Annotated in this window: 31 protein-coding genes, 1 pseudogene and 1 riboswitch; of the genes and pseudogenes, 9 read left to right on the top strand and 23 right to left on the bottom strand. The window is 45.3% G+C overall.

The annotated features are described in order from the left end of the window. The first annotated feature begins 102 nt into the window (after positions 1-102). Together LPKJCM_RS04635 and LPKJCM_RS04630 are read left to right on the top strand one after the other, a co-directional pair. The gene (locus tag LPKJCM_RS04635) at positions 103-390 is read left to right on the top strand and encodes a plasmid mobilization protein (RefSeq protein WP_057962477.1); all 288 of its coding nucleotides are present in this window, start codon (positions 103-105) and stop codon (positions 388-390) included. Beyond that, positions 371-670: a type II toxin-antitoxin system RelE/ParE family toxin gene (locus LPKJCM_RS04630; RefSeq protein ID WP_087069555.1), complete on the top strand. Its 300-nt coding sequence runs from the start codon at positions 371-373 to the stop codon at positions 668-670. The genes LPKJCM_RS04635 and LPKJCM_RS04630 overlap by 20 nt, the downstream gene beginning before the upstream one ends. Before the next feature lie 97 nt (positions 671-767). Here LPKJCM_RS04630 and LPKJCM_RS04625 read toward each other — a convergent pair whose 3' ends face one another. The 5 genes from LPKJCM_RS04625 to LPKJCM_RS04605 all read right to left on the bottom strand — a co-directional run bounded on the left by LPKJCM_RS04625 (position 768) and on the right by LPKJCM_RS04605 (position 3577). After that, positions 768-1844, bottom strand: coding sequence for a CAP domain-containing protein (locus LPKJCM_RS04625; protein WP_057962478.1), 1077 nt, complete (start codon positions 1842-1844; stop codon positions 768-770). Positions 1845-1848: 4 nt separating this feature from the next. After that, the gene (locus LPKJCM_RS04620; protein ID WP_057962479.1) at positions 1849-2064 is read right to left on the bottom strand and encodes a hypothetical protein; all 216 of its coding nucleotides are present in this window, start codon (positions 2062-2064) and stop codon (positions 1849-1851) included. 382 nt (positions 2065-2446) lie between these two features. After that, positions 2447-2674 (bottom strand): DUF2922 domain-containing protein, encoded by a 228-nt coding sequence (locus LPKJCM_RS04615; protein WP_057962480.1) that lies wholly within the window; start codon positions 2672-2674, stop codon positions 2447-2449. A gap of 26 nt (positions 2675-2700) precedes the next feature. Continuing rightward, positions 2701-2940, bottom strand: coding sequence for a DUF1659 domain-containing protein (locus tag LPKJCM_RS04610; RefSeq protein ID WP_057962481.1), 240 nt, complete (start codon positions 2938-2940; stop codon positions 2701-2703). Positions 2941-3037: 97 nt separating this feature from the next. Continuing rightward, positions 3038-3577: an RNA polymerase sigma factor gene (locus LPKJCM_RS04605; protein WP_057962482.1), complete on the bottom strand. Its 540-nt coding sequence runs from the start codon at positions 3575-3577 to the stop codon at positions 3038-3040. Positions 3578-3797: 220 nt separating this feature from the next. On the opposite strand from LPKJCM_RS04605, the gene LPKJCM_RS04600 reads away from it, so the two are divergent. Continuing rightward, a complete protein-coding gene (locus LPKJCM_RS04600) occupies positions 3798-4283 on the top strand; it encodes a YbaK/EbsC family protein (protein ID WP_057962483.1) in 486 nt (161 codons plus the stop codon). Positions 4284-4381: 98 nt separating this feature from the next. Here the strand turns inward: LPKJCM_RS04600 and LPKJCM_RS04595 are convergent, their stop codons facing one another. From LPKJCM_RS04595 to LPKJCM_RS04585, 4 genes are all read right to left on the bottom strand, one after another. Continuing rightward, on the bottom strand, positions 4382-4801 hold the full coding sequence (locus LPKJCM_RS04595; protein ID WP_057962484.1) for a hypothetical protein: 420 nt from the start codon (positions 4799-4801) through the stop codon (positions 4382-4384). 240 nt (positions 4802-5041) lie between these two features. Further along, positions 5042-6127: a S8/S53 family peptidase gene (locus LPKJCM_RS13890; RefSeq protein ID WP_338068353.1), complete on the bottom strand. Its 1086-nt coding sequence runs from the start codon at positions 6125-6127 to the stop codon at positions 5042-5044. 150 nt (positions 6128-6277) lie between these two features. After that, positions 6278-6919 carry a protease pro-enzyme activation domain-containing protein gene (locus tag LPKJCM_RS13885; protein WP_338068352.1) on the bottom strand — a complete coding sequence of 214 codons (642 nt, stop codon included), beginning with the start codon at positions 6917-6919 and terminating at the stop codon, positions 6278-6280. A gap of 180 nt (positions 6920-7099) precedes the next feature. Next, on the bottom strand, positions 7100-7390 hold the full coding sequence (locus LPKJCM_RS04585; RefSeq protein WP_057962485.1) for a phosphocarrier protein HPr: 291 nt from the start codon (positions 7388-7390) through the stop codon (positions 7100-7102). A 347-nt stretch (positions 7391-7737) separates the two neighbouring features. Here LPKJCM_RS04585 and LPKJCM_RS04580 point away from each other — a divergent pair, with 347 nt between their 5' ends. Further along, positions 7738-8286 (top strand): C40 family peptidase, encoded by a 549-nt coding sequence (locus LPKJCM_RS04580; RefSeq protein WP_057962486.1) that lies wholly within the window; start codon positions 7738-7740, stop codon positions 8284-8286. Positions 8287-8492: 206 nt separating this feature from the next. On the opposite strand, the gene LPKJCM_RS04575 is transcribed toward LPKJCM_RS04580, so the two are convergent. After that, positions 8493-8753, bottom strand: coding sequence for a type II toxin-antitoxin system RelB/DinJ family antitoxin (locus LPKJCM_RS04575; RefSeq protein WP_225364118.1), 261 nt, complete (start codon positions 8751-8753; stop codon positions 8493-8495). An 86-nt stretch (positions 8754-8839) separates the two neighbouring features. Then, a complete protein-coding gene (locus tag LPKJCM_RS04570) occupies positions 8840-9556 on the bottom strand; it encodes a TenA family protein (RefSeq protein ID WP_057962487.1) in 717 nt (238 codons plus the stop codon). Between the two features lie 104 nt (positions 9557-9660). Continuing rightward, positions 9661-9751, bottom strand: a riboswitch (TPP riboswitch). A 155-nt stretch (positions 9752-9906) separates the two neighbouring features. Between LPKJCM_RS04570 and LPKJCM_RS04565 the strand changes: the two genes are divergently transcribed. After that, positions 9907-10323 carry a hypothetical protein gene (locus tag LPKJCM_RS04565; RefSeq protein ID WP_057962488.1) on the top strand — a complete coding sequence of 139 codons (417 nt, stop codon included), beginning with the start codon at positions 9907-9909 and terminating at the stop codon, positions 10321-10323. Between the two features lie 54 nt (positions 10324-10377). On the opposite strand, the gene LPKJCM_RS04560 is transcribed toward LPKJCM_RS04565, so the two are convergent. From LPKJCM_RS04560 to LPKJCM_RS04530, 7 genes are all read right to left on the bottom strand, one after another. Then, entirely contained in the window at positions 10378-10629 is a 252-nt protein-coding gene (locus LPKJCM_RS04560; RefSeq protein WP_057962489.1) for a hypothetical protein, read from the bottom strand. A gap of 125 nt (positions 10630-10754) precedes the next feature. Next, positions 10755-11270, bottom strand: coding sequence for a DUF1836 domain-containing protein (locus tag LPKJCM_RS04555; protein WP_057962490.1), 516 nt, complete (start codon positions 11268-11270; stop codon positions 10755-10757). A gap of 15 nt (positions 11271-11285) precedes the next feature. Beyond that, complete coding sequence (locus LPKJCM_RS04550) at positions 11286-12152, bottom strand: DegV family protein (RefSeq protein WP_057962491.1); 867 nt, start codon at positions 12150-12152, stop codon at positions 11286-11288. Positions 12153-12292: 140 nt separating this feature from the next. Next, the gene (locus tag LPKJCM_RS04545) at positions 12293-12610 is read right to left on the bottom strand and encodes a plasmid stabilization protein (protein ID WP_225364117.1); all 318 of its coding nucleotides are present in this window, start codon (positions 12608-12610) and stop codon (positions 12293-12295) included. Then, positions 12607-12858, bottom strand: a complete 252-nt coding sequence (locus LPKJCM_RS04540) for an AbrB/MazE/SpoVT family DNA-binding domain-containing protein (protein ID WP_057962492.1) — start codon at positions 12856-12858, stop codon at positions 12607-12609. The genes LPKJCM_RS04545 and LPKJCM_RS04540 overlap by 4 nt, the downstream gene beginning before the upstream one ends. Before the next feature lie 131 nt (positions 12859-12989). Then, positions 12990-14930 (bottom strand): ABC transporter ATP-binding protein/permease, encoded by a 1941-nt coding sequence (locus tag LPKJCM_RS04535; protein ID WP_057962493.1) that lies wholly within the window; start codon positions 14928-14930, stop codon positions 12990-12992. 143 nt (positions 14931-15073) lie between these two features. Beyond that, positions 15074-15514 (bottom strand): hypothetical protein, encoded by a 441-nt coding sequence (locus LPKJCM_RS04530; RefSeq protein ID WP_057962494.1) that lies wholly within the window; start codon positions 15512-15514, stop codon positions 15074-15076. Between the two features lie 175 nt (positions 15515-15689). Between LPKJCM_RS04530 and LPKJCM_RS04525 the strand changes: the two are divergent. Then, positions 15690-16531 (top strand): annotated as a pseudogene (locus LPKJCM_RS04525) (glycoside hydrolase family 43 protein). Between the two features lie 74 nt (positions 16532-16605). Then, a complete protein-coding gene (locus LPKJCM_RS04520) occupies positions 16606-16980 on the top strand; it encodes a hypothetical protein (protein WP_057962495.1) in 375 nt (124 codons plus the stop codon). A gap of 107 nt (positions 16981-17087) precedes the next feature. Here LPKJCM_RS04520 and LPKJCM_RS04515 read toward each other — a convergent pair whose 3' ends face one another. Next, entirely contained in the window at positions 17088-17726 is a 639-nt protein-coding gene (locus tag LPKJCM_RS04515) for a GPP34 family phosphoprotein (RefSeq protein ID WP_057962496.1), read from the bottom strand. A gap of 148 nt (positions 17727-17874) precedes the next feature. Here LPKJCM_RS04515 and LPKJCM_RS04510 point away from each other — a divergent pair, with 148 nt between their 5' ends. Continuing rightward, on the top strand, positions 17875-18216 hold the full coding sequence (locus LPKJCM_RS04510; RefSeq protein ID WP_225364122.1) for a YisL family protein: 342 nt from the start codon (positions 17875-17877) through the stop codon (positions 18214-18216). An 87-nt stretch (positions 18217-18303) separates the two neighbouring features. On the opposite strand, the gene LPKJCM_RS13465 is transcribed toward LPKJCM_RS04510, so the two are convergent. Further along, a complete protein-coding gene (locus LPKJCM_RS13465; protein ID WP_057962498.1) occupies positions 18304-22431 on the bottom strand; it encodes a DUF5776 domain-containing protein in 4128 nt (1375 codons plus the stop codon). A gap of 267 nt (positions 22432-22698) precedes the next feature. Then, the gene (locus tag LPKJCM_RS04500) at positions 22699-24273 is read right to left on the bottom strand and encodes a hypothetical protein (RefSeq protein WP_057962499.1); all 1575 of its coding nucleotides are present in this window, start codon (positions 24271-24273) and stop codon (positions 22699-22701) included. Between the two features lie 246 nt (positions 24274-24519). Between LPKJCM_RS04500 and LPKJCM_RS04495 the strand changes: the two genes are divergently transcribed. Continuing rightward, entirely contained in the window at positions 24520-25011 is a 492-nt protein-coding gene (locus LPKJCM_RS04495) for a hypothetical protein (protein ID WP_057962500.1), read from the top strand. 113 nt (positions 25012-25124) lie between these two features. On the opposite strand, the gene thiE is transcribed toward LPKJCM_RS04495, so the two are convergent. Further along, complete coding sequence (thiE, locus tag LPKJCM_RS04490; RefSeq protein ID WP_057962501.1) at positions 25125-25781, bottom strand: thiamine phosphate synthase; 657 nt, start codon at positions 25779-25781, stop codon at positions 25125-25127. A gap of 1 nt (position 25782) precedes the next feature. Continuing rightward, positions 25783-26598, bottom strand: coding sequence for a bifunctional hydroxymethylpyrimidine kinase/phosphomethylpyrimidine kinase (gene thiD / locus LPKJCM_RS04485; RefSeq protein ID WP_057962502.1), 816 nt, complete (start codon positions 26596-26598; stop codon positions 25783-25785). Between the last annotated feature and the right edge of the window lie 202 nt (positions 26599-26800).

The raw sequence follows: 26800 nt of genomic DNA, 5'->3' as shown, positions 1-26800 counted from the left end.
TTTATCACTTCGCTTGAGGTAGGGATCAAGCCTATTTGTTACCGGCGATTCGCATCCATGATATCATACAAATGTAGTACATCCGTAAACAGGGGGGATCATATGACAAACTCAGTTTTAAGAAACAAGACAATTTCGACACGGGTTACAGAAGAAGTCAGTGACCGCGCCAAAGCCAACTTAGCAAAAGAAGGATTGACTGTATCAGAATACGTCCGCCTCGCTCTAATTAAGGCCGCTAATAATGAGGTTGAGCTGGTCAACTTTCTAGATACGCCAGAAGCCTTAGCTGCCAAAAAGGAAGTTGAAAACGGACAAGTTGAGAGAATCGGCGATCTTGATGTTCTGAAAGCATGGGTAAATCGAATCGATGGAAATACTAAGAAGTAGGCGATTTATACGTGAGCTTAAGAGATTAAGCAAGCAACATTATCCGGTTAACTTAATCGTTGATTATGTTACGGCAATTGAAGAAAAAGATGAAATAACCCTAAGAAGGATTAAGGATCACCCTCTGACAGGTAACTGGCAAGGTTATCGTGAGTTCCACCCTGGACGGTTGTCAACCAATTCTTCTGTTCTGGACCAATGGATTGTCGTTTACCTGATTGACTCTGACCACATTGTATTAACGTTGGTTACAACTGGATCCCATGATATTTTAAGATAATTCGCAAATTTCTGTCGTTTTATCAATTAGAGAAACAAATTAGATAACAAAAGTGGCTTTATTCCAAAACACTGGAATAAAGCCATTTTGTCTATCACTAATGATTAGCTGCCGAATCCCTATCAATACTGAACAACTTGGTCGTATAGGAAGTATCAGGCTGACCAGGTAGGCCACTAATTGAAATCGTGTATGAATGATTTAATTTAACCTGGTTCTCATCAGGGTCATAGCTGACAGTGGTGCCAAAGTAGCCGTAACTTTCGTTATCAACACTGATATCACTTACAGAAACCGCCTTGTTAGCCGTATTATCGTATACCGTAATTGATGGCACGCTATCACCGTCGATTTTTTGAGGAATTGAAAGTGACCACCGAGTCTCCGAGACCGCTTCATATGGGAAGACACCACTATTAGGAAATTCAATTGCAGCCGCCGGTGTATTCTCCTGGTAGTTCTCCCGATCAAATACCTTCAGATCATTATAGTTGGCAGCTTGGCCAACCCCGACTTGGGTGATCCCACCTAACAGCCAGTCCCGGTGACCCGGAACATCATTATCCTCATCGTTGAGGTATTCGGTCACATTTCCTTCCGGCGACACCAATCCGACCGCAAGATTACTAGAGTTGGTTGCCGTCGCACCCCTATCCCAATCATCTTCAGAAATATTGCCGGGTTTGCTAATGCCGACGAGTCCATGAGACAAGCCTTCATCCGCAGCCGCTAAAGTTGCCGCCCCATACTGAGCTTCCACATTCCAGTCAGGATTGGCAACCACTGAGCTCAAACCATACAGACTGCGATACAGGTTGATCCAGTCAACCGTGCCATTGATATATGTATCATTCAACTTACCAGGATTGAATTGTCCAGACAAAGCCGGCTTTACCGCATAGATATTCTTGGTGTCATTGTTGATGTTGCCAGCAGCCGTTCTAATCTGGTTGATTTTCTCCAGTTCGCTGGCATTGAAATACTTACTTTCATTGTCGGAGTCCTTAGTCGGGGCATCAAAATCGCCAAAGTTCCAGCTTAAGTCCCTAATCTTAGTGGCGTAACCATGCCAAATATAGCCAAAATCCTTGCCGTAACGGTTGGCTAAGGTCCGGTAAATGGCCCGCTTACCATTGGGCCGCTTTACGGTAATGGTTTCGTTCGAGTAAAACACATTATCAGAATATTGACTGGCTTTCCCCCTTAACCTTCGTTAAACTGTCATCCTTGTAAATAGTTCCGCCAGTTAGCTTGTATTGACTCACAGTGGCTCGTTCCGACACGACCCGTAAAATTGACGGTCTGCGAGCAGCACCTATCCGAGCAGGCTGATTACCCCCGATACCAATAACTAATCCCAGCGCACCTAAAATAATGATCTTACCAACTTTCATGAAGACCCCTCCAAAGAATTAATCGTATGCTTATTATACAATAAATAATCTGATGGGATTGCTAAAAGTTGGTTTGGAATGGAATTCTTCGCGTTACCGCTCGGCCTCTTCAAGCAGAGCTGACCTAAACTCTCAATAACACTAATGATAGCTTCTTATAACTAATATCGCAACATTATTGCGCTGAAAACTTTTAATTGAAATAGTTACAACAATCCTGTAATAAATTTACCGAATTGCCATCTTATTAGTCTCTAAAGGTAATAGATTACATACCAGATCTGACCTTTGTGTGCCGTTGCACTATAACAAAACCAAAAAAGCCGGCAACGGGAATTGTCCCGCTGCCGGCCAGGTAACCGTAGCTAATTACCTACTATGCTTATTCTCCTCGAGTGTCGAACAACTTGTCGATCTCAGTCTTACGATACTGAGCGGCAATTGGGGTGGCGTATGGGTCAATCCCGTCCCGATCAAACATCTTCAACTTGGCAATGTCTGCCATTGCTTTGGTAACCGTGTCTGCGGTCAAGTCCCCATTGGCATAGTTGATTGACAAGGTCTTTAAATTCTCGTCTGAGGTTTTGAATACCAGTTCTAATTTTCGCATTGATGATTCCTCCTATTAGTTAGTGATTACGCTTTTGGTGCGGCTGGTACTTTTGATGCGTCGCTTAATTCAACGTGGTCGACTGAAGAGACGGCTGCGTCAGTGATGTTGCCGTCAACCAGGCTTTCCAGGATCTTACCGAAAGCGGCCACCTTTTCAGGGGTTACATTTTGCGCAACGTATGAAAAAGAATGCTTAACACCTTTCTTGTGATCCTCATTAACCAACGTATAGGCAACACTTGATTTCATCCAATCTTTTTGCATTGTTCTTCTCCTCTATTCTGCTTATTTTGTAAGTCGGTGGCGCCAACCCTTACATCTATTAGTAACGAAATGAGGGTGGCAAAGTGTTACCCCAAAATCAAAATTCGTTTTTCAGCTTCTCAATCACACGATTCCGCCAGCCGTGGACGGTCTTTCTGGAAACCCCACATGCCTTGGCAATCTCTGTCATATTCAGTCCTTGCTCATACGCCAGCCGCAAATAATTGGCCTCCCTCTCGTTAAGCATTGCCATCAATTCATGTGACAAGATATGGGTCTCACAGAATCCCACGGCATGCCCATCGTCCATTAGGTCTTCCAGTGGGTCATTTTGCTCGTCAGTAGAATATTCAATTCCGGTACTTTGCCGGGTTTCTTTCCGCAGCCAATCAAGCAGATGCCAGTATACGCCTTGGTAAATAAAGACCAGGCCTGACTCTGGCTGTTTGTCCTGATTGATCAGTTGAATATACTTCTCAGCAAAGCACATTTTGCCTTCTTGAACCAAATCATCGTAATACTGGTGATTTTGGCGGACGTGGATTTTCTTTAGTACCCCAAAGACCACTAGCTCATGGTCACCATCCATTAGAAATCTATAGGCTTCTTGATATTGTTCTCGTTGTTGATCGTTCATTCCGAATCCATCCTGTATTTGAATTGATCCATTGGCCAATGTCACAAGAAACGAGTATATATAGAAGTTAATGGCCAAACAACACGGGAGATTTGGGCTGCTAATCGCTTGTCAGGCCTGATATTGACGATTTTGAGTAAGTTTAACCCAGACGACTTTTCGCTAAAATGGAAACTTTCGGCGAACTTTGCGTATAATATGTATTCAACGAGGTGATTTGATGAAAATGGCGACAGAACAAGAAGCATTGGACTTGCTGGCCCGAGTGGGTGTGAATTATCGGCGGGTTGACCATCCGGCAATTTGGACAATGAATGATCCCAACACACCCAAGGGCCTGCCTGAGGTGAAGAACCTGTTATTGAAAGACAAGAAGTCCGATCAGTTCTACTTGTATTTGGTCGGCGATCACCGGGTCGACTTTAAATCATTAACTGATCAGCTGGGCTTGGGTCACAGCCGACTGGAATTCGCCAGTGAAAAAGAATTGGAATCAGTGCTCGGCGTGGTCTCCGGAATGGTTACCCCACTGGCACTGGTCCACGACAAGGATAACCAGGTGAAAGTGTTGATTAACCGGGCATTGCAGGAGATACCGCAAATCTCTGCGCATCCGAATGTCAATACCGCGACGATTTTACTGTCTTATCCTGATTTGGTAAAGGTGTTGGCGGCGATGGGAAAGGTGCCGGTGATTATTGACTAAATGAACAAGGCTGATGACGGCCCCTCGATCGTGAGGAGCCGTCATCAGCCTTTATGGTTAATCATTCTGATATCTGAATACTTTCAGTGTACTGTCATCTAGAATTCATCCGGATACTCATAATGCAGCCCCGGCACTCCCAAGGTATTGAGCATATCAACCTTCAGGTAATCCAAGATGTTCTCTGGAATCTCTGGTGAAATCAGAACCGCCACGTTTCTTGACGCCACGACGCCTTTCACCAGCCGGCGGTCGTTGCCTGCCACTTGGAAGTGACTCTCGTCCACCGGTTGATAGTCGTAGCCCAAGCCACTTGGAATGCCTTCATTAAGGACGTCTTCCAGTTCCCGATCCGGGTAATCCTGGTGGTGCTGAACGATGCCGATAATTTCGCCCTTACCCCAGTCGAAGATGGAAAAGTTCCCGTCCGAATCACTGATCATCTTAGTAAGTGCGGGAACGAAGTCGCTGAGGTTCTCGCGACTGACTTTATTACTTTGGTGCTGATTGTCTGCCATATTCTCATCCCATATTCCTAAAGATTTGATGCTTTCAAGCTAAATGTTACAACAATTTGAAGGCGCTAACAAGGTGGCTGATATTTTCAGTTGACTGACAATCTACTCAAATTAAAATCCCTCAGGCAGCCCGATGAACCAATTGTCAGGCTACCTGGGGGATTTAATTATCTAAACTGAAATTCACTCATAACATGATTGATAGCGCAGTGTTCCATTACCCCACTGATGCCAGTGGTCCTAACCCTGGTTTTGACTAAACTTGCCAAACAGCTTCTCAAAATTAATCGATCCCAGCCCAGTCGCCTGATTGTACAGCATCCCCGGTTGACCGGTGTAATACAGATTATCGTTGTTCTCAGCATCATCCAAAACGTTAAAGGGACTGTCGGCTTCTTGCGCGAATTTGTAAATCTGCGGGTTCCAAAATCCGAATTGTGTCTTGAGGCCGCTATTGATAACCGCATTAGCGGCAGCCATTTGTGGCGTCGTGAAGCTGGTTCCACCATCGACCACCCACATCTGGGTCGGCGTCATCACCGGCTTATGAGTCTTAGCGTTGAGGGTGATCTTGTTACCAGAGACAAATGAGGCGTAACCGTTTTGCGCATCCGCATTTCCCGCCACATCCGGCAGGTTACGAGAATTACCTGTTCCGGTGATCACTTGGGGATCCTTGGTCAAGCTGTACTTGCCGTTCTTGAAGGTCAAGTAATTGATGGCTCTAAACGTGTTGACACCAGGGAGGCCCAACTGATAGCGGGGAGTTGGATTTAACGCTGAAAAGCCGCCGCCACCGCCACTGAAGCTACTGTACTTGGTATCTTTTTCCGGTGATGAATACGTATCACCCCATGCCCGTTCTTTTTCGACAGTCACCACTTTGGCTTCAATCACCTTTTGATAAGGCAGCGTGGTGCCACCAACGATGACTTGATAAGGCGACGTTGACGTCAAATGATTTTCTTTGGCGCTGGAGACTGCCCAGGGACCGCGGTCACCAGAAACTTGGAAGACGGTGATGCCTTGGGCGGCCGCCTGTTCCAGCAGCAGATTGAAGGCATCGTTGTATTGATTAATCGTCGCACTCTTATCAGACCAGTCAGCCGCCACTTCAGCTCCCGGTGCCATGCTGGACGTTAGCTGCTGATCATAGTTGTTGGAAATCGCCGTCATAAAGTTCGTATAGAACGAAGATGGTAAGGTCGTCTTTGAACCGGTCGTATCGGCAGTATACAGGTCAATACCGGCTTTCGGTGCGATCGCTGAAGCCGATTCGACATCCAAAGTAGCTTCCATTTGACCGGCAGAGATAATTTTATTCAAAGCGGCTTGGGCCTGCTGTTTGGTATCAACCGTATACAGATGCCGAATCCGGCTAAGGTCGTTGTTAACGCCGGCCTGCTGCCAATAGGTCGTCAGGTCGCTGTCACGAACGTCACTGGCATTGATGATGCCAATCCGCTGACCAGCTCCTTAAAGACCCTTACTATATAAATCATTAAGTTGATAGGCGTTGGCAAACTTCGCAACGCCATATTTCTTGGAAAATGCGTTACCACTCAGCGCCGTGTCTGGCTTCTGGTCAGTTGTCGACAATCCAGTTGAGACTGCCTGGTTAATCGCAGCTTGCTTGTGGGTGGTTGTCTTCTTTGCCTTGGCATTTGGTTTCTTGGTAGTCTTCGGCTTTGGTTTGGTTGCATACAGGCCAATCACCGCCACGATTTGAGATGATAGACTACCGGGCAACTTGTAAGCCGTGGTAATCTGACTGCCTTTTTTAGCTGCGACGTACTTTGCATTGAAAGCCTTTTGGACATTGGCCGGCGTTCCAGTAACTTTGGCTGCCAGATTGCCCGGATAAATCGTCGTTTGAACATGATAGTTGTCCAGGTAAGCTTTCAGCGACTGAACGTAACTATCTGGTTGGCCGAATTTGGCCGCAAAAGCTGTCGGCGTCAGATACTGATGATAATCAGCACTGGTCGAATCAACAGTATTGTAGACAAAGTCGGTTAGCTGCGTTGGATCGGTCGACTTAAATGCAACGTTGACGACAGTCTGCTTAGGCGCTGATTTGGCGGAGGCCCGATTAAACACCAGACCACTGCCGACCATGAGCAGGCCGCTCAACGTAAAAATGATAAAATTTTTCCCCTCAATATAACCACTCTTTTCACTGAATAAGATGTCTTCATTATATCAATTTAATCTAAAGATTGGGCAGGATTAGCTTCTTCAGTGACATCCCACAAAAAAGGTGCAGTCATTTGACCACACCTTACTGAGTATCATCCGTTAGATATCCGCATCGAGGGCAACTTTCTTAACCACCCCAGCCTTTTCCAGATAAGCGTCGATGCCAGCCATGGCTTCTTTTTCATCCTCACCCTCAGCCGCAATTTCGACGTAACTATTTTGGGGAATGCCAAGCGACATCACGCCCATGATCGATTTTAAATTTACCGTCCGGCCATTGTATGTGAGTGTAACGTCCGCCTTATATTCCTGGGCAGCCATGACTAGCCGGGTCGCCGGCCGTGACATGATGCCCGTTTCTGCGAGTACTTTGAACCTACTTTTTTCCATGATATTTCCCTCTTTGTTAAAAGTATAGTGACTAATCAAATTTATTTTATAGTGTAAGCGTTTTCTTACTGATAATCAACACTTTTGCTGAGGTTTTTACTAATTTAGAGAAAAATATAAATAATATAGTAAATTTTATAAAATATGGTGACTGTTTCCGTTCCTTCCATCAGACTTCAACCGGCAAAGTCAACGTTGCAATAAAATTCTTTAACCTTTCGCAACCAAATCTTGAAGTCGATTTCAATCTGACATCTTTCGTTAATAGATCCCAAAACTTCTGTAACTTCCCTGAAAAGTTGCCGGCTTATGATGAGCCTACCAAATATATAAACGAGGTGTCTTCATTGAAATTCACGAAACTTATTTTAAGCTTTGCGGCTGCCGGTGCCATCATGGGCGGCGCGGTCACAACTGCCAACGCAGATACTTATCAAAATACCAACCCAACGGATAATCAACAAAGCAGCACCAATTACTACAATCCAAATGCCGGCACACCAAAGGCAACGGTCAACAGTAATGATTCTAAAGCTGATGCCGTGGTCAGTTTGGCTAAACAGCTGGCAACTCAAAATATCCCCTACGTCTGGGGCGGTGAATCACTCCAAGGCATGGACTGCTCAGGGCTAACCGACTATGTCTATCAAAAGGCCGCCGGGATCAGCCTTGGGCACTATACCGTGACTCAGGAAAGCCACGTCACTAAGGAGGCCGTTTCCGAAGCTCAGCCAGGTGACCTGTTATTCTGGGGCGATGCAGGTGCCACTCACCACGTTGCCATTTATATCGGCAATAACCAATTTGTTGCCGCACCACAGCCAGGACAAAACGTTGACGTTGAGACGATTAGTAGTGCGTTTATGCCGAGTTTTGCAGGACATGTCAACGGATAGCGTACCTGGCTTGTAGAAGACATTTGTCCAAGTAACATTGAGGCTTCTGTATTCCGAGCCAACTTAATAGCACTCACCCTCAGCCAAAAATGAGCTGTACCTCCAACCACAATTAGGAGATACAGCTCATTTTTATGATTTAAACGATTTAAGAGCAATCATTTTAACACGCATGATTTACCCGGTTACTTTAATTTGAAATTGAATCATAAACTCTCCGACCACCGTTTGTAATCTTCAACGCTGCCAATGCTGATGGTCTGACCATGTTCAGCTTCAAATTTCGCTTGCATTGCTTCTGGAGAGTTCAACAAATCACTCACACCATCTTCTGCTGCTGAGATCAGTGCCAATCGAAGATATTCTGAAACTGTGATTCCGACATCAGCTAAATTTTGCTTTGCTTTCTTTGCTATTTTTTCGTTAACTCTCGTAGAAATCGTCTTATTTTTCATATCCAATGCCAATGAAGTCGCCTCTTTTTATTGCGTAATACCCATTTCTTGCAAATATTATATTCGATTCACACATCCCGTCAAGCTATTTATCTTCTTCACGACAACTTCACACCGTCCTTGCCACCTAACGCATTTTTCTTCCAATCATCCCAAGTAATCTGCTTATAAGCAGCGTCCCAGAAATACCACTCCAACAGGCAGCTCTTCAAAAATGTCTGCTTTGCTTGCTCCTGCTCACGCGGGCTGGCCGATTCGGCCTCGTGATCGATGATGTCAAAGAATTGCTGAATGTAGCCTTTAGGGCCCAAGAAGTCATCCCCACTCATCGAAAGGAAACTTTGAAACGGCTCTTCCTTGACCCTGATCTGGGTCGCAACAAACTTCCCCAGTTCGACGTACATCCATTCTCCTGCGGCAAACGACGGCAAAATCTGCAGGACGCTGTGAGTCTGAATCGTGGCTGCCATGTGTTGGCGGTACATCTGATTAATCGGCTGAATGGGCGTTTGCTTCAGTGATTCCCAGTCGTGGGGCATCGATTTCGGTTCCCGTTTGAGCCAGTCATCCAGCATGTGCAGCTGCATGTCCTGGCGCTTGTGGAACAGCAAGACCTGGTCAGTGGTCGTACTGTAATTGATCAGTGCGTTGATGACAGCGACTTCATTGTACTCAAAGGCAATGTCCTGCTCATCGTAGTAGCGCAACTGATCGGGTGATAATTGACCTTTGATAATTCCCTGGACAAAGGGGTGTTTCTCGTTGGCAATCAGGTAAGGTTGAGCTTCAAACAAAATATCTTGGGATAATGACATGATAGTTCCTCCTGTCGTGGCGGGGTGCTGACGACAAAAAAGATCAGGGACGACTAGACCCCCTGATCTTTGTGTGTTTGATGACTGGTATTTTTCCATCATTAAAACATTTAGATCGGTCTTCCTGCGACAGTCCTAACTGTATCAGGTTCCATGGGTATCATCTCAGCCGTTGGGGCACCCCAGACCACTTATTATTTGGTTTACAGTTTTGATTATAGCGATTTTGGGTGGGAATACAACCATCAGTTTGGCAGCCGGCGGTCCCACTCATTTCTGGAAGGAATGCTACCTATCCGGGGTCGAATTATTCTATAATTAAGGACTAATGAACATGGGGGGGATTGATCATGCAAACTTATGGTTTCTTATTTATCATCGCAATCGGCTGTTTTGGAATGGCTCTAGTCTGTTTCAGCCTGATTAGCGGCGACCAGGATCCCATGAAGCAGCATGCGCTGGAAGAACCCCACTTGTACGAAGGGGCCACCCCGCAGTTTGACGTGGAGGTGGAACCGGGGACCTACCAGTACGATCCGGCAACTGGCCAGACTAATATCCCCAAGAATGAGTTTGACTTGTACATGCTTTACACGATTGACAACGTTGACGCAAAGCACCTGCAACTGACGCCAGCCGATCAGGCATTAACCGACAAATTAAAGAGTCCGGAAGGCCACTGGAGTCAGTTCCCCGCCGCCATTCAGCACATGCCGGTCATCTGGACAATTGCCGATCATGGGTTGGTATTATTGCGAATTAAGTAAATAGAGATGGAAAGGACTTGAAGCTGTGATGGCTTCAAGTCCGTTTTGTATTCACTATTTTAAAAATGCGGTCAGCAGAACCGTCAGCAGGGTTAATAACAACGGAATCAAAATTGCCGTGTAAATGGCTGTTTGAAGCTTCTCCATCTTTGCCGATACTTGTTCGACTTGGTTATTTAGGCCATCAATCCTTTCATTAGTTAGATCCATCTTCCCATCAAACTTAGTTAACTGATTTTCTAACTTCAAGCCTTGGTTCTCAATTCGATTACCCAAGTTGTCAAACGTACGATGATCTTCGGCCATCCACCCACCTTCAAGATCTTTTCCAGAAACATACACTTCATAGATCAAGTATACTTGACGGCAAAGATTTCCGAAACGATAAAGATTTTTTCTGCAGATGGGGTCATAAAAACCGTGACAAACGCCTAAGCGCCATCACGATCTTGTTGCTTCATCAATTCCTGCAGCCGATTCTTCGCCGACAGCCAAAACAAAATCGACTGAACGGCATCATACTGCATCAAAGTCGGTTGGCTAGCCGAAGTCAATTCCAAGCTGGTGGGATCCGACAATTCCTTGCCCGCCTTGGCAGCCTGCTCGTTAAACATCACCACAAAATTGTTATAGCCGGTCTTTGGGGTGCCATTTCCCAGAATCGACATGAGCCCAGCCTTGACCTCGTTGAGCGAAAAAATGTTCTTCAACAGTCCCACCACAATCGCTCCGGCCAGCTGGGTCCGCTGATACTTCTTTTTCACCGGCGGCACGAGAATCTTGGCCTTGAAATAATTATGGAGCATCGTCTTGGTAATTTGCTCACCAATAATTGGCTGCAGGTACTCATTGGTCAGGTCCAGCAGCTGGTCTAAATGCAGCGAAAATGCCGGCAACTCATCCCACATCGGTAATTTAATCTGAAGCTCGGTGGTCGTTTTTGGCATCGAACCCCTCCTTCTTTACTTGCCTTCGCCTACTTGAACCCCAATCCCAACCAAACCGGGACCGGTGTGGACACCCAACGCAGGCGAAATGCTTCCTCGATATATTTTAAGTTGCGGGAAGGCCGAGTGCAAGCGGTCAAAGACTTTTTCCTGCAACGGGACGTCGGCTCCGTTGGCGACCCCCACTCGAACGCTTTTATGGCTGGCAATCACATCAGCCACCAGCTTGACCATTTTCGAGATGGCTTTTTGCTCAGAACGGGCCTTAGCCACAGGAAAATAGATTCCTTCCGAATCGGTTGCGATCACTGGCTTGATGTTGAGCACCGAGCCAATCAACCCAGCGACCCGGCCAATTCGACCGCCTGCCCGCAAATATTTCAGGCTGGGAATGTAGAAAAATGTCCGGCTGTCTTCAACTGACTGTTTGAGGAACTGAATGGTTTCGTCAAACGTCTGACCGCTATCGATCATTTCTTCAGCGTAGACGGCAAACAGGCCACTACCAATTCCGATATTTCTGGTATTAATGACTTCCATCTTGATGTCGGCGTTTTCCCGGGCGACATTCGTAAAAATGCCAAACGTTGTCGAGAGGTGTGCGGAAACGGTAATCCCGATAATTCGGTTGAAACCACGTTCCTTCAAACTGGCAACGTGGGCCTCAACACTTCCTTGAGTGGGCGCAGCGGTCTTGGGAAACTGGTCGGCTTCACCCAGCCGGGCATAAAACTGTTCCGGGGTAATATCAACATTATCACGGTACTCCTCGCCAGCCATAATCACCAGCATTGGGGCAACTTCAATATTATTGTATTGCTTGAGTAATTCTTTCGGCACATCAGAACCGGAATCAGCAAGAATAGCAATCTTTTCGGACATTTTGAGTCTCCTTTGATATTTAGGTAGTTTTCAATACTATTTATGTAGTATTGTATACCGAATTGATTGGTTGTCAATGCCACGATAAAAGGACAGCGTCTATTAACGCTGCCCTATAAGTGTTGACCCATCAGGAGAATCTAAAATGTCAAGTTCATCTGCTTTAAATTGAAAATAGGACCGATTTCAACTATTTGTATCGTTTTCTTCACACGATACAAGATAGCGTAATGATCCCCAATCATAATTTGTCTAGTCGGGATCGGGATATGATATTTTCCATGAACGTATGCGAACCGGTTGGGAAGTTGCTTTAACGAAGCCACTGCGGCATTAATATCCGATACAAAACTTCGAATTTTGTCAGCATCAATCCCAATGCTTTCCCAGCTTGCAATTGTCTGTTTCAGACTTCGTTCAAAATCTGTTGAAAATGACAATTCATATTGATCCATCATTTATGCCAACCATATTTACCAAAGATGCGAACCATATCATCTTCAGTCAAGACATTTCCAGTTTCAAAATCTTTAAAGCTATTTTCAACGATTTCTCTAACCCTTGCGTTTTGTGCTTCTTGGGTATCTAAAATAATCTTCTCCCCCTCATGGGTGTACTCCAGCTCGTCGCCCTCTTGAACCCCGCTTTCCTTAGGCAAAAGAACTCCAAGTGAATTACCGATTTTTCGAACCTTCACTTTAGCCATTCGAACTCCTCCCTTCCCAGGTTATAACGCAATTATAACATGGACTTGGTTTGATCAACACATTTAAGATATACGAAAAAGCCCCCACGTTTTATTTACGAGAGGGCTTACTGAACTTCTAAATTAAGTGATTATTCGTAACTCAAACTCTCAATTGGATCCAATCGAGCAGCTGAGGCCGCTGGGGCTAACGCTGCCAACAAGGAAATGACGATGGCGACGACAAAACCAAAAATCACATTTCCCGGGGTGATCTGCATGATTGAATAGTTGATCCCTCGTTGAGCGATGTTATTAGCCACCACTTGCAGTAATTCTGCCAACGCAATTGCCAGAGCTGACGAGAACAGGCCAATGAAGAAGGCTTCAGAGAAGAACAGGTTTCGAATACTTCCCTTCGAAGATCCCAAGGCACGCAGAATTCCAATTTCCTTGGTTCGCTCCGACACACTGATGTAGAGGACCACGATGATCATGATGGCAGATACCAACAGCGAGATGCCGGCAATAGTTGCCAGAACGTTCACTGCCAAGGTGATGTAAGTGTTTAAGGTATCGACGAAACCGCCGACACCGGTAATCTGGTAAGCAGCCTTTTTCTTATCATTCTTGAAGGCCTTAATCTTGTTTTCAACCGGTTTGACGTTCTTCACATCACCCTTAATTTCAACGGTCACAAAGTTCGGCTGAATCTTAATCCCCTTTGATTTGTACAACGCCTTCATCGTATCGTAGGTAATTGACGTTGCGCCAGTGCTGGCCTTGGCAATCCCGCTCACGGTGAGTGTCTTACTCAACATCACCGGTCGCTTTTTGTCATTTAACGTATTCTGATAGAAGGTCACCTTCTTGCCAATCAGGGCATTCGGGTGCTTTTTGTTCAGTTTCTGCGCATACTCCTTAGTCAGCATAATCTCGCCGTTCTTGGGTGCCTGGCCTTTAGAAATACTTTTGGCCAGCATGGTCGGATTGTGGGTCTGCATAAAGGAAATTGAAGCGGTCTTTTTGCCCATTCTCAACTGGGTTCCGCCTTGGACGAAGTAGCCGTCATCAACACTTTGGACATTCTTGATGGCCGCCAGTCGACTGCGATCACTGGCCTTCATACTAATCTTGTCCATGTCAACGTCGGAATTTATCGGGACATTTTGCGTCACTTGGACGGCGTTGGGGTTCACCTGTGAATAAATTTCATGGTTGATGTATCCCTGAACCCCATTGCCCAATCCCAGCATGACAATCACGCTGAAGATACCAATCGCGGCACCAAAGACAATCAGTAGATTTCGTTTGAGGTTATAGCGCATATTTTCCAAAGCCATTTTTAAGGTGGCGCCAAATCTCAAAGTGTGGGTTGCCAGCTCATTGGCTTGGGCTTTCTCGTAGCCAGGCTTCAACGTCGTATCTTCACTGATTTTCCCATCGGCCAACCGGACAATTCGTGTCCCGTGATTAGCCACGGTCTCCGAGTGGGTGACGGTGATCACTAACTTGCCGTCTTTGGCAATTTGATCAAGCAATGCCAAAATTTCCTGGGTGTTTTGACTATCCAAAGCCCCAGTTGGCTCATCTGCAATGATAATCTCAGGGTCGCTTGCCAAGGCTCGAGCAATTGCGACTCGCTGTTTTTGACCGCCCGATAACTGGTTGGGGTACTTTTTCATATGGTCTTTTAAACCAACCTGCTCAAGCAGCTGACGGGCACGGGCTTCTTGCTGCTTATGGCTAAGCTTGGTCATCTGCAGTGACACCATGACGTTATTAAAAACGGTTAGGTGACTGATCAGATCAAAGTTTTGAAAAATAAAGCCAATTGTCTGCCGGCGATAGGCATCCAACTGTTTGGCGGTGTCATGCCGCAGTGATTTACCGTTCAAAACAACGTCGCCGGCATAATTACTATCCAAGCCACCGATGATGTTCATCAAAGTTGTCTTGCCGCCACCAGATTCACCGACAATCGAAACAAACTCTCCCTGATTAAAAGAGAGGTCAATTCCGGTCAGAACCGGGAATTCCTGATTCGCAAGGTAATACGATTTTTTAATGTTATGAAGCTCTAAGTAGCTCATATCGTCCTCCAATTCATGCTGCTCGAGATTAACTTATTGATATATTCTAACGAAGTTCTCTGGTTATGAATACCGTGAGATGCCCACAAGGACAATAAAAAAGCCTTGGCCCAATTATTGCGTCAAGGCAAGCGAATGTCATTTTAGTCCTGTTTTTGACCAAACAAGGTATCAATCAACTGTTCACGTCTCAAAATTGTTGGTGAGCCAAAGGCCTTCAAGCTTAAGTCGGCTAAGGTTGCAATCAAGTAATCAACTACCGGCTGAGCAAAACTATCGCGCAGGTTCTTATCGTCATCAATTGTCTTTTGAATGGCATCATTATCAGTTAAGCTGCCGGGAACTTGGTAAACACCGGCAATGGTTGCGGTGAAGTAGGACTTGGCCAATTCATCATCGTATAGCTTAAAGGTTGAGACAACCTGGACGACACTCATGGTCGACTTATCTGCAGGATCATTGGGTAATGCCAAGCGGGTTTCAGCGTTGATCTGCGGACCCTTTTGCGGATTAAAGTTACTCCGGTCAAAATCTAAGCCATCAAGACGAACACCCATTAACTGCCAACTATTATTTTCTGCCAATTTATTTACCACCTTATATTTATTCGAATATGTGACACTTTTATCGTATCATACCCCGGAATGGATTTACATAATTTACGACGAAATGAATTTGCATTTACATCCCAAGCTGTAAGCGCTATATTATTGACAATGACATGTTTTACTAAAAAACGTTAAAAAGGAGCATCTCTAATTGAAAAATCAACTCACAAACGGCGGCTATCTCTTCCTATTTTTCACTGGAACCGAGGACAGCCCAGCCGCTGAACAACTTTACTTTGCGTTAAGTAAAGATGGTCTTCACTGGACCGACCTCAACAATCAACAACCAGTCTTAACGTCGACAATCGGTGAGCAGGGGGTCAGGCGAAAGCGACCAGCAGCGGGTCTAAAGATTTAATTTTCTGGGATTCGGCTGATTTGCTTAACTGGTCCGCTCCCCGTACGATTCGGATGGTCGACGACAACATCGGCTGTGTTTGGGCACCGGGAGCAATTTATGATCCGTCCAAAAAGGCTTACTTTGTCTTCTGGTCATCCCCTAACCCACAAACCCACAAAATGGAAATCTGGCGAGCTTACACCAAGGACTTTGAGCACTTCGACCCAACTGTCACTTATGCCACCGCTAAGAACCACAATCAGGATTTAATTGACATGACGATGGTCAAGGCCGGTGACCAATTTATCCGCGCATCACTTGACGGCACCATTCCGATCGAAAAGTCAGCATCACTTGACGGCAACTGGGATCACGTCGCCGCTCTTCAAGATCTGAACCTGGGCATTAAAGGCGATACGGTGGAAGGCCCCGAAATCGTTTGGCTGGCTGATCAGCAAAAATGGTGCCTCTACGTCGACCAATTTGACAATGGCCGTGGCTACCTGCCAATTTTGACGACTGATTTGACCAGTCGCAATCCTGCCGATTGGGAAGTTGCCCGAGAAGACGACTTCGGTCAGCTCAAGAAACGTCATGGTTCAATCATGGCATTAACCACCCAGGAGTACGCTGATCTCGCCGCAAAATACTAATTCGATTAGAATTCTTCGTTGATTTGTCATATCATATATGAGAAAGATCGAAATAAATGCAATGGAGTTGAATCATGACAATTAACGAAATGCTGGCTGAAATCAAGTCATATCAAGAAAAACTACACTTGGCGGACGATTACCTATTCAATATCGTGGAATTTGACCCCGACGAAACCAAAGCCTACTATGCTGGGACTGCACCCGAAAGTGCTTATCGACAGACGTTGACACAGATTAAACGTCTGTACCTTCTGAGTCTCTCACCCGATGAACTGTTGAAACGGATCGCTGGTGTAAGGGACAGTGCCGGCGTTTCTGAAGCCGATGCTTTTAAGGCAATGGCAATTGATGCTGACAAACTCGCCGATTTTAAGGCTGGAAAGCTGCCGACGATGACTTATGTCACGGCCTTAAACGCACTGCAGGCACAGTATCTAACTAAATAACGATATGACAGCAAGAAGATGGCTGAGATAAAACTTGATTAGTTTTATCTCAGCCTTTTTGAGTAGTTTGATTAACTTTTTGAGAGAAACCGCAGCTCCCGGCCTCGTCACGCTCTTACCGCATCAATAATACTAGCTAAGTCTTTATTAATCCGTTTGATCACATCCGAAATCAAATGGTACTGATCCGACTTCATGACTTCTTTGAGGCGCAACTCAATTGTTTCGGCTTCCTGCTTTGGAAAAATTTGGTAGACCAAGCCTGAATTGACCAGTAGGATTGCCAACATCGAGTTTTTCTCTGACGGTTCTTTTTTGGCGACAGCATCTTGATACAGCTGGGTCAAAATTCGATCCGTCAAGGTTTGATTATCGTAATAGGTCTTGCCGTCAACTTCCAAATAGCCGGCTTTAACCAAATCGTCACACATTACCTCAGCAATCTTAGTCACCCGACGCTTGCGGACCGACAGAACCGCATCACGGACATAATTATTGACCGATTGCGGCTGGCGCTTCTTGATGTCCTCGGTGATCGGAACCAAATAATTCGTCGGTGCCTTGGTCACTTGAGCCACCACCATTCGATTGGCGGGTGTCAATTCCATCGCCCCCGCCCGCAACAGTTCAACAATTTCCGATAACATTAAACATGCGGCCACTTTGCGGTCTTTAAAAGCACTAATCTTTGGCTTTTGGTTCAACACACATAGCACAAATTCCTGGGTATAACTCAGCCCGTCCATGATGACAGCCCCCCCTCATTTCGATTGTTGTAACTACCTAAAAAATAGCCTATTTGCATACTCTTATCAAGAAATTACTTTTTCTTTTTGACTGGAAACTACTATACTAAAATAGAAATCTATTTGAGGAGGTAATCGGTTGCTTTATATGAACATGCACCTTATTTCATGGATCGGACTCATGATTACAACGATTTTGGCATTTACATTCAAAGATAAACTTTCAATGATTTTCATGATGATCACGCGAGTCTTGTACATTCCAATTTTGATTTCCGGCTTTATGCTGGCGCTTTACCGGGTTCCTCGTGACCCCGTCCTGGGCAGTTTGAAAGTCATCCTTGGTCTAGCCGTGATTGCATTACTAGAAATCGGCTTTGCCCGTAAGAATCATCACAACCTGGCAAGCAATATTATTTGGTCACTGGTGATTGTCTTTGCGTTGACCAGTCTCGTGGGTCTCTACCTGGCTGACTGGTATTTCTTTTGATTAATCAATTGATATTGAACATCAAAACATCTGTGCCATAATAAAAATCCACGAACTTTTCCGTTCGCGGATTTTTTTGATTTGACACTATTTTACGACTTTCACAAAGTGCCGGTTAGCGGTAATGTAGTCACCGATCACTTTGTACCGCATGGTGCCGTGATGAGTCACACTGTTAGCATGCGAGTAGTTAATGGCGCGGACTTTAAAGACCTTACCCTTCCGATAGTGTTTGTTCTTGTGGGTTAAGTTGACCGTTGTATAACGATTAATTGCAGTCTTTGCCTTAACGGCTTTAGGGAATGACTTCCTGCCCATTTGAACCAGTTTTCGGTTCCCAGTAATGTAGTGGCCATTCGTCAATACATAGCGGGTGGTTAAGTTGTGGTGGACAAATTTCTTCACGTGGAGAACCTGCCCCTGCTTAAAGTTACGGACTTTGCCGGACAAGTCGGCAGCGCGATATTCGTTGACCCCACGGGGGTTAATCACTGTCAGTGTCTTGTGTTTGCTTTGATAGTACACTGGCCGAATGTATGCCCATCTTGCCGTAATATAACCGGTCTTACGACGATTCTTAGTCAGGTAGTTGACATCCCTCAACTTATAACGCAGAACCCCATTCGTCGAGCGGGCATAACCAGTTACGACAAACATCGGCCGATAAACTCGTGGCTTAGAAATGTAGCCGGCTTTTCGTTGTGATTTCTTGAAGGTTGGCTTTTGATAGAGATAAACCTTCTTGAGCGCGTATACGGCTTCGTTCTTCGCTGCAATCGGCTCGTTGGGCTTGGGCGTCGGCGTTGGATTAGGCTGTGGCGTTGGATTGGGTGTCGGCGTTGGCGTTGGCTTAGGTTCCGGCTTTGGGTTGGGATTAGGCGGTGTCACTGACTTCTCGTATTTATAAATAACCGCCACCGGCTTGCCTAATGCAAAGATGCCTTGAGGATCGCCAACGGTAGCTGATAAGTGGTAGCCCTGACCTAAAATGGTCTTTTGAGCAGCTTTAACAGCTTTGAGAATTGTAACGTCATATCGATACCCACTTGTTCCACTAAAATCAACATCTTTAGCAAGAGTGGCGCCTGAAGTATCCTGGAATTTAAACACGCCATTGACCGTGGCGTCATTCGGCTTGGCCTTGTACCAAAGCTTGAGCACGTTCTGGTTGGCATCACGGCTAACTTTAACAGAGTGATCCTGACTATCTACAGGAATGTAATGATCAATCGGATAATCAGCGGCATTTTTGGTAAAGGTACTGCCAATTTTTTGATCGTCAAAGGTCTTTGCGTCAGCAATCTGGTGTTCAGTCCCATCTTGATCCTTCGTCCAGAATTGAAGGGTAACCGGCACGTATGGCTGCTTGGCGTGAACCGTTGCTGGTGTGGACTCCAACAAGTTCACATCATTATCGCTGGTTCGCACAATGAAGGTATTGATTCCCTGTGCTTTTTTGGCGTCGGGATCATCTTTGTTAATGTTTGGTACCTGGGCTGGGTAAGTGAAGTTGATCAAGTCACCAATTCCCACGGTGCCTGCCTTTGATTTAATCCGGATCATCGTGACCTTGGACCAATCTGATTCGGTAGTTTCAAATTTTGCATCGTAGTTTTTAATTAAATCTGTGCTTGGAGTAGCCGTGGAATAAGAAACTGTGTACCCATCATTATCAAGATTGATCGGTCCAGTGAGGTGAATGGAAATGTTAGAACCACGACCGCCATTAATTTTGACATCATTTGGGTGCGGTAAAACACCAATCACATCAAGATATTGATATGGCGATAGGCCATCATTCTTCAATGAATCGACATATTCAATTTTATCATTCGTAAACGCATTGTTCCCCGTATCCGAAACCGGTTCACTCCACTGATTCGTTTCGGGGTTCAACACCTTAACCTTATTAGCATTTACCAACTTCCGGTCTGGCAAGTAGGTAAATGAGGCCTTATCTGAAATAATACCTTTTGAGTTATTAGTGGAAGCATACAGTCCATATTTGTCAGGTGTCCCAGCGGCGTCTCCATCAACACTGAGGTCTGTCTTATTGCCAACTTTGCCATTATTATTGGTGAAGACAAAGAACGACTCGACATTATATGAGCCAGAATAGACGGATGCATCTGCCGTTAGTGGAATTTGATAGTTTATCCATCCATTACTAGTCCCAAAGTCTGTTGCATTAGTAATCTCACCGATGATGGCAGTCTTGCCAGAACCGGCATAGTTTTCTTGGACAGTCAAGTTTTTCAGATTCTTAATGTCGGCAGTATCGGTTGAGTCTAATGAAACCCCATCTGGAACCAAATAGACCAGCTTCCCATTTTGAGGAAGAATCTTATCATTCCCATTATTATAAGCAGAAACCTGCAGATTAGCCAACAACGGCTTTCCACCAAGCATCTGCGTCCCATTTTGACCGCTAAGTGTTAATCCGCTATTACCTAAACCAACACTTGGAATGTCCTTGGTCAGTCTAATATAATCACTGCTTGAAGTTGTTCCCGTGTATACAGATGAACCCGCTGGAAAAAAACTTGCGGACATATAATTATAATAATCTTGAGAAGAACTTTGGCTGGCTTTGAATGCATCAATGGTTGCTTGAGTCAGGTGACCGGTGATATTGAGTGAAAAGCGGCCGGCGTCTGCTTGGCTCATTTGAACTGGCGAAGTAAACGTTATTTTAATACTTGAATACTGACGCTGGTCTGCTTGCTTAAGTTTTAATGGGCTACCAAACGAAACGGTTCCCAGGTTAACAGTCTTATCCGTACCATTGTCGTTGTATACCCCTTCGACTTTATTCTGATCAAGTTTCTGCTTGATGTCGGCACTCAACGAAGTCGTATCATTGAAGGCAACTTGTGTGATTGGATAATCAAATTGCGGCGTATCGGTCACGCTGGCTAAAGCTGCAGAATCAACATTATTATCGTCACCATATTTACCAACTGTCATCGATGATAATGGTGCGATCGTTGATATGACGGGTGTATCCGTTGAAATTTTATTAACATCTGAATTCCAAGTCCCAGTGCCAAACAGAATGCGTTTCGAACCATCTATGCTGAAATAAGTTGTTGGCGTTGGTGGCGTCTGATACTTGTCAACTTCAACCTGATTACTGGTTACTGATACCTTGCCATTTGGTCCCGTTACGGTCATCGGCAGATCCAGCACATCTCCAGCAGCATATCCTGCTGGAATCGTTAAATCAAAGCTTCCTAAAGCCGCATTGGATGACTGCCCTGAACTGGTGTCAATCGTGACATTTTGGGTGAGCTGATGCGTCTCAGGATGGTAAGTCCAGGCCCCGCTGCCACCATCAGGAACTGTGTCCCCTGTTGGCAGTTGAACAGTGAAGGTATAGTCTCCCGGCTCAGTTTGGCTATTATAGGTGTACGAATTGATATTATTATAATAGCCATTGCCATTAACACTAATTTTCTGAGCCGACTTGAGTTTGTTTGCATTATCCCAGTGAGACTCATCCAGCGATGTACGTACTCCCGGTCCAGATGTCGTCGGCGGATTAGTTAGCGCATGAACCGCAAATTTGTCTGTCTCGAACAACAGTGTATTATCTGAATCATAGTACTTGCTGGGAATCTGATAAGTCTTGTCATCGTGGACTTTGCCAGGTTTGAGCGTCGCCAAAAATGGAATGCCAATGTGTGCCCCGCTTGGAACGGTTCCAACCGGAAGATTAATTACATAATCAGTATCTGTCTCGGAAATTGTTGCCGGACTTCTCAGAAAATCACTGGACGATACGTCACTTGCACTGATGGGTTCAAAGATGTCTTTACTGAGAAAAATTTTGACATTTCCATTAACATAATCCTTTCCAGTACCTTGAGCTTCAATCAACGCCATCAAATTAATGGTCTGGCTTGGGTAAAAATTGTTTTGGGTAGTTGGATCGGTGATGATCGCCGGGTCAAACTCAACTGTACTGTTGGTTAAGTTGACGTTTGACGAGTGCTGCCCCGAATCTGCGGTCGCATCTGGTTGATTAGGCACCGCTTGATTTTGATCACTAACCGCCTTCGATAATGTATTTTGAATCGCCGGAATAGTCGCCGAGCGATCAATCGTTTGAGCACCGGCAGCCGGTGTTCCAGTTACAAACAGAGCAGAAAGCAGCCACAGTCCAACGACTAATAGCCACTTTTGCCACTCCTTATTAAACCTAATTAATTTCATAGAATCCCCCTCCTATAACAATAAATGCATTGGTGAATAACCCCTCAGCCAACAATTCAATGGTGGATGCACAAATATGATGACTGGATTCATGTCATGCCCCACCTCATTTAAATTACATAATCAGTCTAACTATATTGTTATGGAATCGTCAACGAACAAAAAAATAAGTGACTAAGAGAAGCCTTACTTTCACAAGCATTTAAGCTCACAAAAAAATCACAGCAAATTCAAAAATTTGCTGTGATTTGGTGAAACTCAATTCAATTAATTCAATGGATCAGTTGACTGCATCAACTCAGGTGGCCACAATGCCAATAAGTAGCCGTAACCATCTTGGTCAAATGCCAAGCTTTCAAATTCTCGCCCTGAATTAAAGGCTTGATAGTGAATATCATCCGCCGAGAAGTTGCCGTTTTGAACGCCCGATGTTGGCACAGAGGTCAAAATATCATCGGAAACAAAGTACAAGCGGTTATTAGCCGGGTTGACAGCCACACCTTGGTTGGTGGTTCCGCCACGCTTGCCGACCATTGATGAGGAAGCCTGGAAGCTGACGCCGTTTTCGTCAAGCCGACCATAGAAGAACATATAGCCGCCGTTCAACTTACGGCCCCAATAAGCATTCCCGTTCTTATCAAATGCCAGTGTGTGTAACTGAAGGTTGGCAGAATCGCCGTGGAACATCTTGAAGTTGTATTCACGGATTGGTTTCAACGTGTTTGGATCCATTTCAAGAACCGTGTTGTTATCATCCCGTGATGCAAGATCAGTCAACGTATTGTCTTCAGCCAAGTAGATGTGCTTGTTCTGTGGGTTGTAGGACAAAGTTTGTCCGTGACCAATATCAACTTCTGGTGACAACTGCGCTGTTTGGGCAATGTCGACGTATTTGAACATGTCAGGGTTTTGTGCCTTGGCATCATCGATTTGACCCTGATAAGTATCAATTTGTGACTGAATGCCGCTAATCTTGGTATTATACTTGGCAATCTTAGCCTTGTGCATCTTGTAAGACTTCATCCAGCGAGCCATTTTAGTAGTCGCTGTCTTGACAGTCTGCTTAGCCTTTGCTCGGGTGTTATATGAGTAACGGTAAGATTTGGCAATCTTTTGGTACTTAGCTTTCTTGTTCTTCCAGCTGTAGTACCACTTTTGGGCGTTCTTCATGTAATTATTCTGGTTGTTCTGCCAGGATTTATTCTGATTCAACGTCGTCGTCAATGTTTGAACCTTGTCGAATGCACCCTGCAATTGGGCATTAACTTGGTTGTACTCATCGTTATGAGCCTGCCCATCAGTGGTGTATGGGTTAAAGTAATCGAATGCCCGCCACAATAGTAAGACATCAGAGCCGACGCCTAACTGCTGAAGCTTGGCCATATTGAATTTAACGATCGCCCCTTGGTTCGTATTGGTTCCGTTGGATTCAATAAAGTAAATGTTCCCATCACCATCGAGGGTCACACTTTGGAAGTTACCATGTTGAAAGTTGGAAACGTTAAAACCGTCTGGTAAGAAAAACTTGGTTTTAAACGTATTGGTCTGTGAACTACCAGCAATTGTATTGTACGAATTACCATAGTTGTACCCAGTTGGATCCAGTGAATACTTAGTATACTTTTTGCTGACATTCCCCTGTGGCGTTGAGTTATTAACCACGTTGAGTGAATTCTCATCGTAGTCTTTTAGTACATTCCCAGAATTAACTTGCGGAATTGTCCCTGCTGAACCAGGATTGGCAATTACGTCAGCGCTGGCAGTTGGTGCCGCCATGCCGAAAATTCCAGCGGATGCAAATACAAATGCAGCCGCGAGGGCTAACTTAAAATGTCCCTTCATGCAATCTCACCCCAATTAAATTATTTGAAAATTAAAACGTGTACATACTCTATTAAAACGGCTTTCAAGCAAAATCACAAGTTTTATGCATGGATTTTATCCAAACCTAATAATTGTAACTTGCGGGTAATATCCGGTTCATCTCAATTTTGTACATATTTGATACCCAATCTTTACACTTAATTTACATGCCTGCGGTACCCTGAAGTTGTTGATAAATCAGAACGATTTGGGGAGCCGGTAATCATGAAAAAAACGACAATGACGATTATATTAACCCTGATTTTTGTGACAACAATTGGTGTTTCCGGGGTTGTCTCTCACCATCGACAAGACGCTTCTGCCTCGAATCCCAGTGAAGTTGCCGAAGCATTTCGTGGAACCTGGTATGGCAACCGCTCAGACATCACTTTTGGTAAACATAGCGTCAGCATTCATTCCGACCAGACTTCTTACGAACGGTCAGGCAGCTACTTTGTCTTTGGCCCGACCTCAACGACCAGTTGGAAAGCCTTCGGAACGCCCAACACTAGCGACATCAATTTAGCTCGGGTCACCAATGAGGACGTTGCTGGATTTACCCAACCGGTCTTAGAAACCTACAAGGGAAAAGTTGGCGGTTCAGGACCGTATCAAGTGACCTATTATACCCGCAATAATACCGACGTGATGAAGACCATGACCGGTGAAGTCAACCACCTGCCACGGGCAAATGTTGAGGGGGTTAATATGGAGTAGCTGGCCATTCATTATAACCTGAATTATTACGTAAGCGGATCAAGCAATCCCGGAATGGAAACGGATTGCTTGATCCGCTTAATTTTTAAAATTCAACTGATGGTTGACACTTTTTACTTTTCAAAGGTCTCGTTCATCACCTTAACCGTTCTAAAAATATCGTCACTTTGCGCAATCATGGAAATGACCGAAACCCCAGCGACTCCAGTTCGTGGAAGCTCAACAATGTTTTCTTCAGTAATGCCGCCAATCGCAACCACTGGCAATTGACTGGCCTTTACTAATTTTGCCAGTCCATCAACACCAATTACCGGGTCGGCATCAGCTTTGGAGCCGGTAGGAAAGACCGGGCCGCTACCTAGATAACTGATACCGGTAATCTGATTGGCGATATTGACCTGCTCCGTGGTGTCACACGACAAGCCGACAAACATTGACTGCCCGACTGATTCAATTACCTTGGTCACCCGCTCATCCTTTTGGCCGACGTGAATGCCGTCCGCATTGGTTTTAATTGCCAAATCAACGTCATCATCGACGATAAAGGGAATCTCGTAATCACTGCACATCTCCCGTAAGTCTGCGGCCATCTCATCTCGCTTTGTGCCTGATAAGGAACCGGGACCCTTTTCTCGGTACTGGAAGGCCGTGATGCCGGCTTCCATTGCTTGTTTGGCAATTTCTTGAAGCGTCTTTGCTTTGTCCTTCACGTCTTGGGTGCCAGCAATGAAGTATGAACGCAGCATCCCTGGTTCAAATTGCATCCCCATATCACTCACCGTCCCCTTCAAAGGTCGCCCAGTGGTTTAGCGGTCCATGACCATGGCCGACTTGAATGCCGTTGGCGATGGTAGCTTGAACATACTTCTTACCAATCCGAATCGCCGTTTCGACATCAGCTCCTTTGGCAATTTCTGCGGTAATGCACGAAGAAAGTGTGTCGCCGGTGCCATGGGTCCGGACCGTGTCGATTCGTGGTGAACTAACCCAGAATGATTTGCCGCTTTCAAGGAGGATGAAGTCAGCTGACTCCTTGGACTCGGTCTGATGGCCGCCCTTGATCAGGACGTTTTTGACTCCCAGATCCTGTAGTTTCTTGGCAGCATCGATCATTTGATCCTTATTGGCAATCTTCAAGCCAGTCAGTTCCTCAGCTTCAGGCAAGTTGGGCGTCAAAATATCCGCCAGTGGCAGCAACTGCTCACGCACCGTCTTAATCGCATCTTCAGAAAGCAAGTGGGCGCCACCTTTGGCAACCATCACCGGGTCAACGGTCAGGGTACCCAAATCGTACTTTTTTAAATTTTCAACGACCGCTTCAACAGTCGCCACGTCAGCCAGCATCCCCGTCTTACAAGCGCGAATTTTCAAATCATCGGCAACCGAGGCAAACTGTTCGTCAATCAACTTTTTCGGAATTGGCATGAAGTCCTGAACGCCAATCGTATTTTGGGCCGTGACAGCCACAATCACTGCTGCCGAGAAAACGTGGCGCATCTGCATCGTTTTGATGTCGGCCATAACGCCGGCACCGCCACCGCTGTCAGTACCAGCGATTGTTAAAGTTTGAACTGTTTCGTTAACCATTTGTTTGAGTCCTGCCTTTCTTAATCATACTTATTCGAAATGTCTGCATATATGCTACTTTGTTGAAACGTGCTTCGACGGCCGACTGAAAGCCTGCCTAGCCTACTTGGCGACGACCCTGACCCCTACCGTGTAAGTCAAAAATTTAAACGATGAACAAAAAACGTTCATCCTTTAAATTTCCGCCTTACACTCCGGGGCC

It is taken from the genome of Lentilactobacillus parakefiri (assembly GCF_002157585.1).
Lineage (GTDB): Bacteria > Bacillota > Bacilli > Lactobacillales > Lactobacillaceae > Lentilactobacillus > Lentilactobacillus parakefiri.
This window is presented reverse-complemented; position numbering and strand designations above follow the sequence as displayed.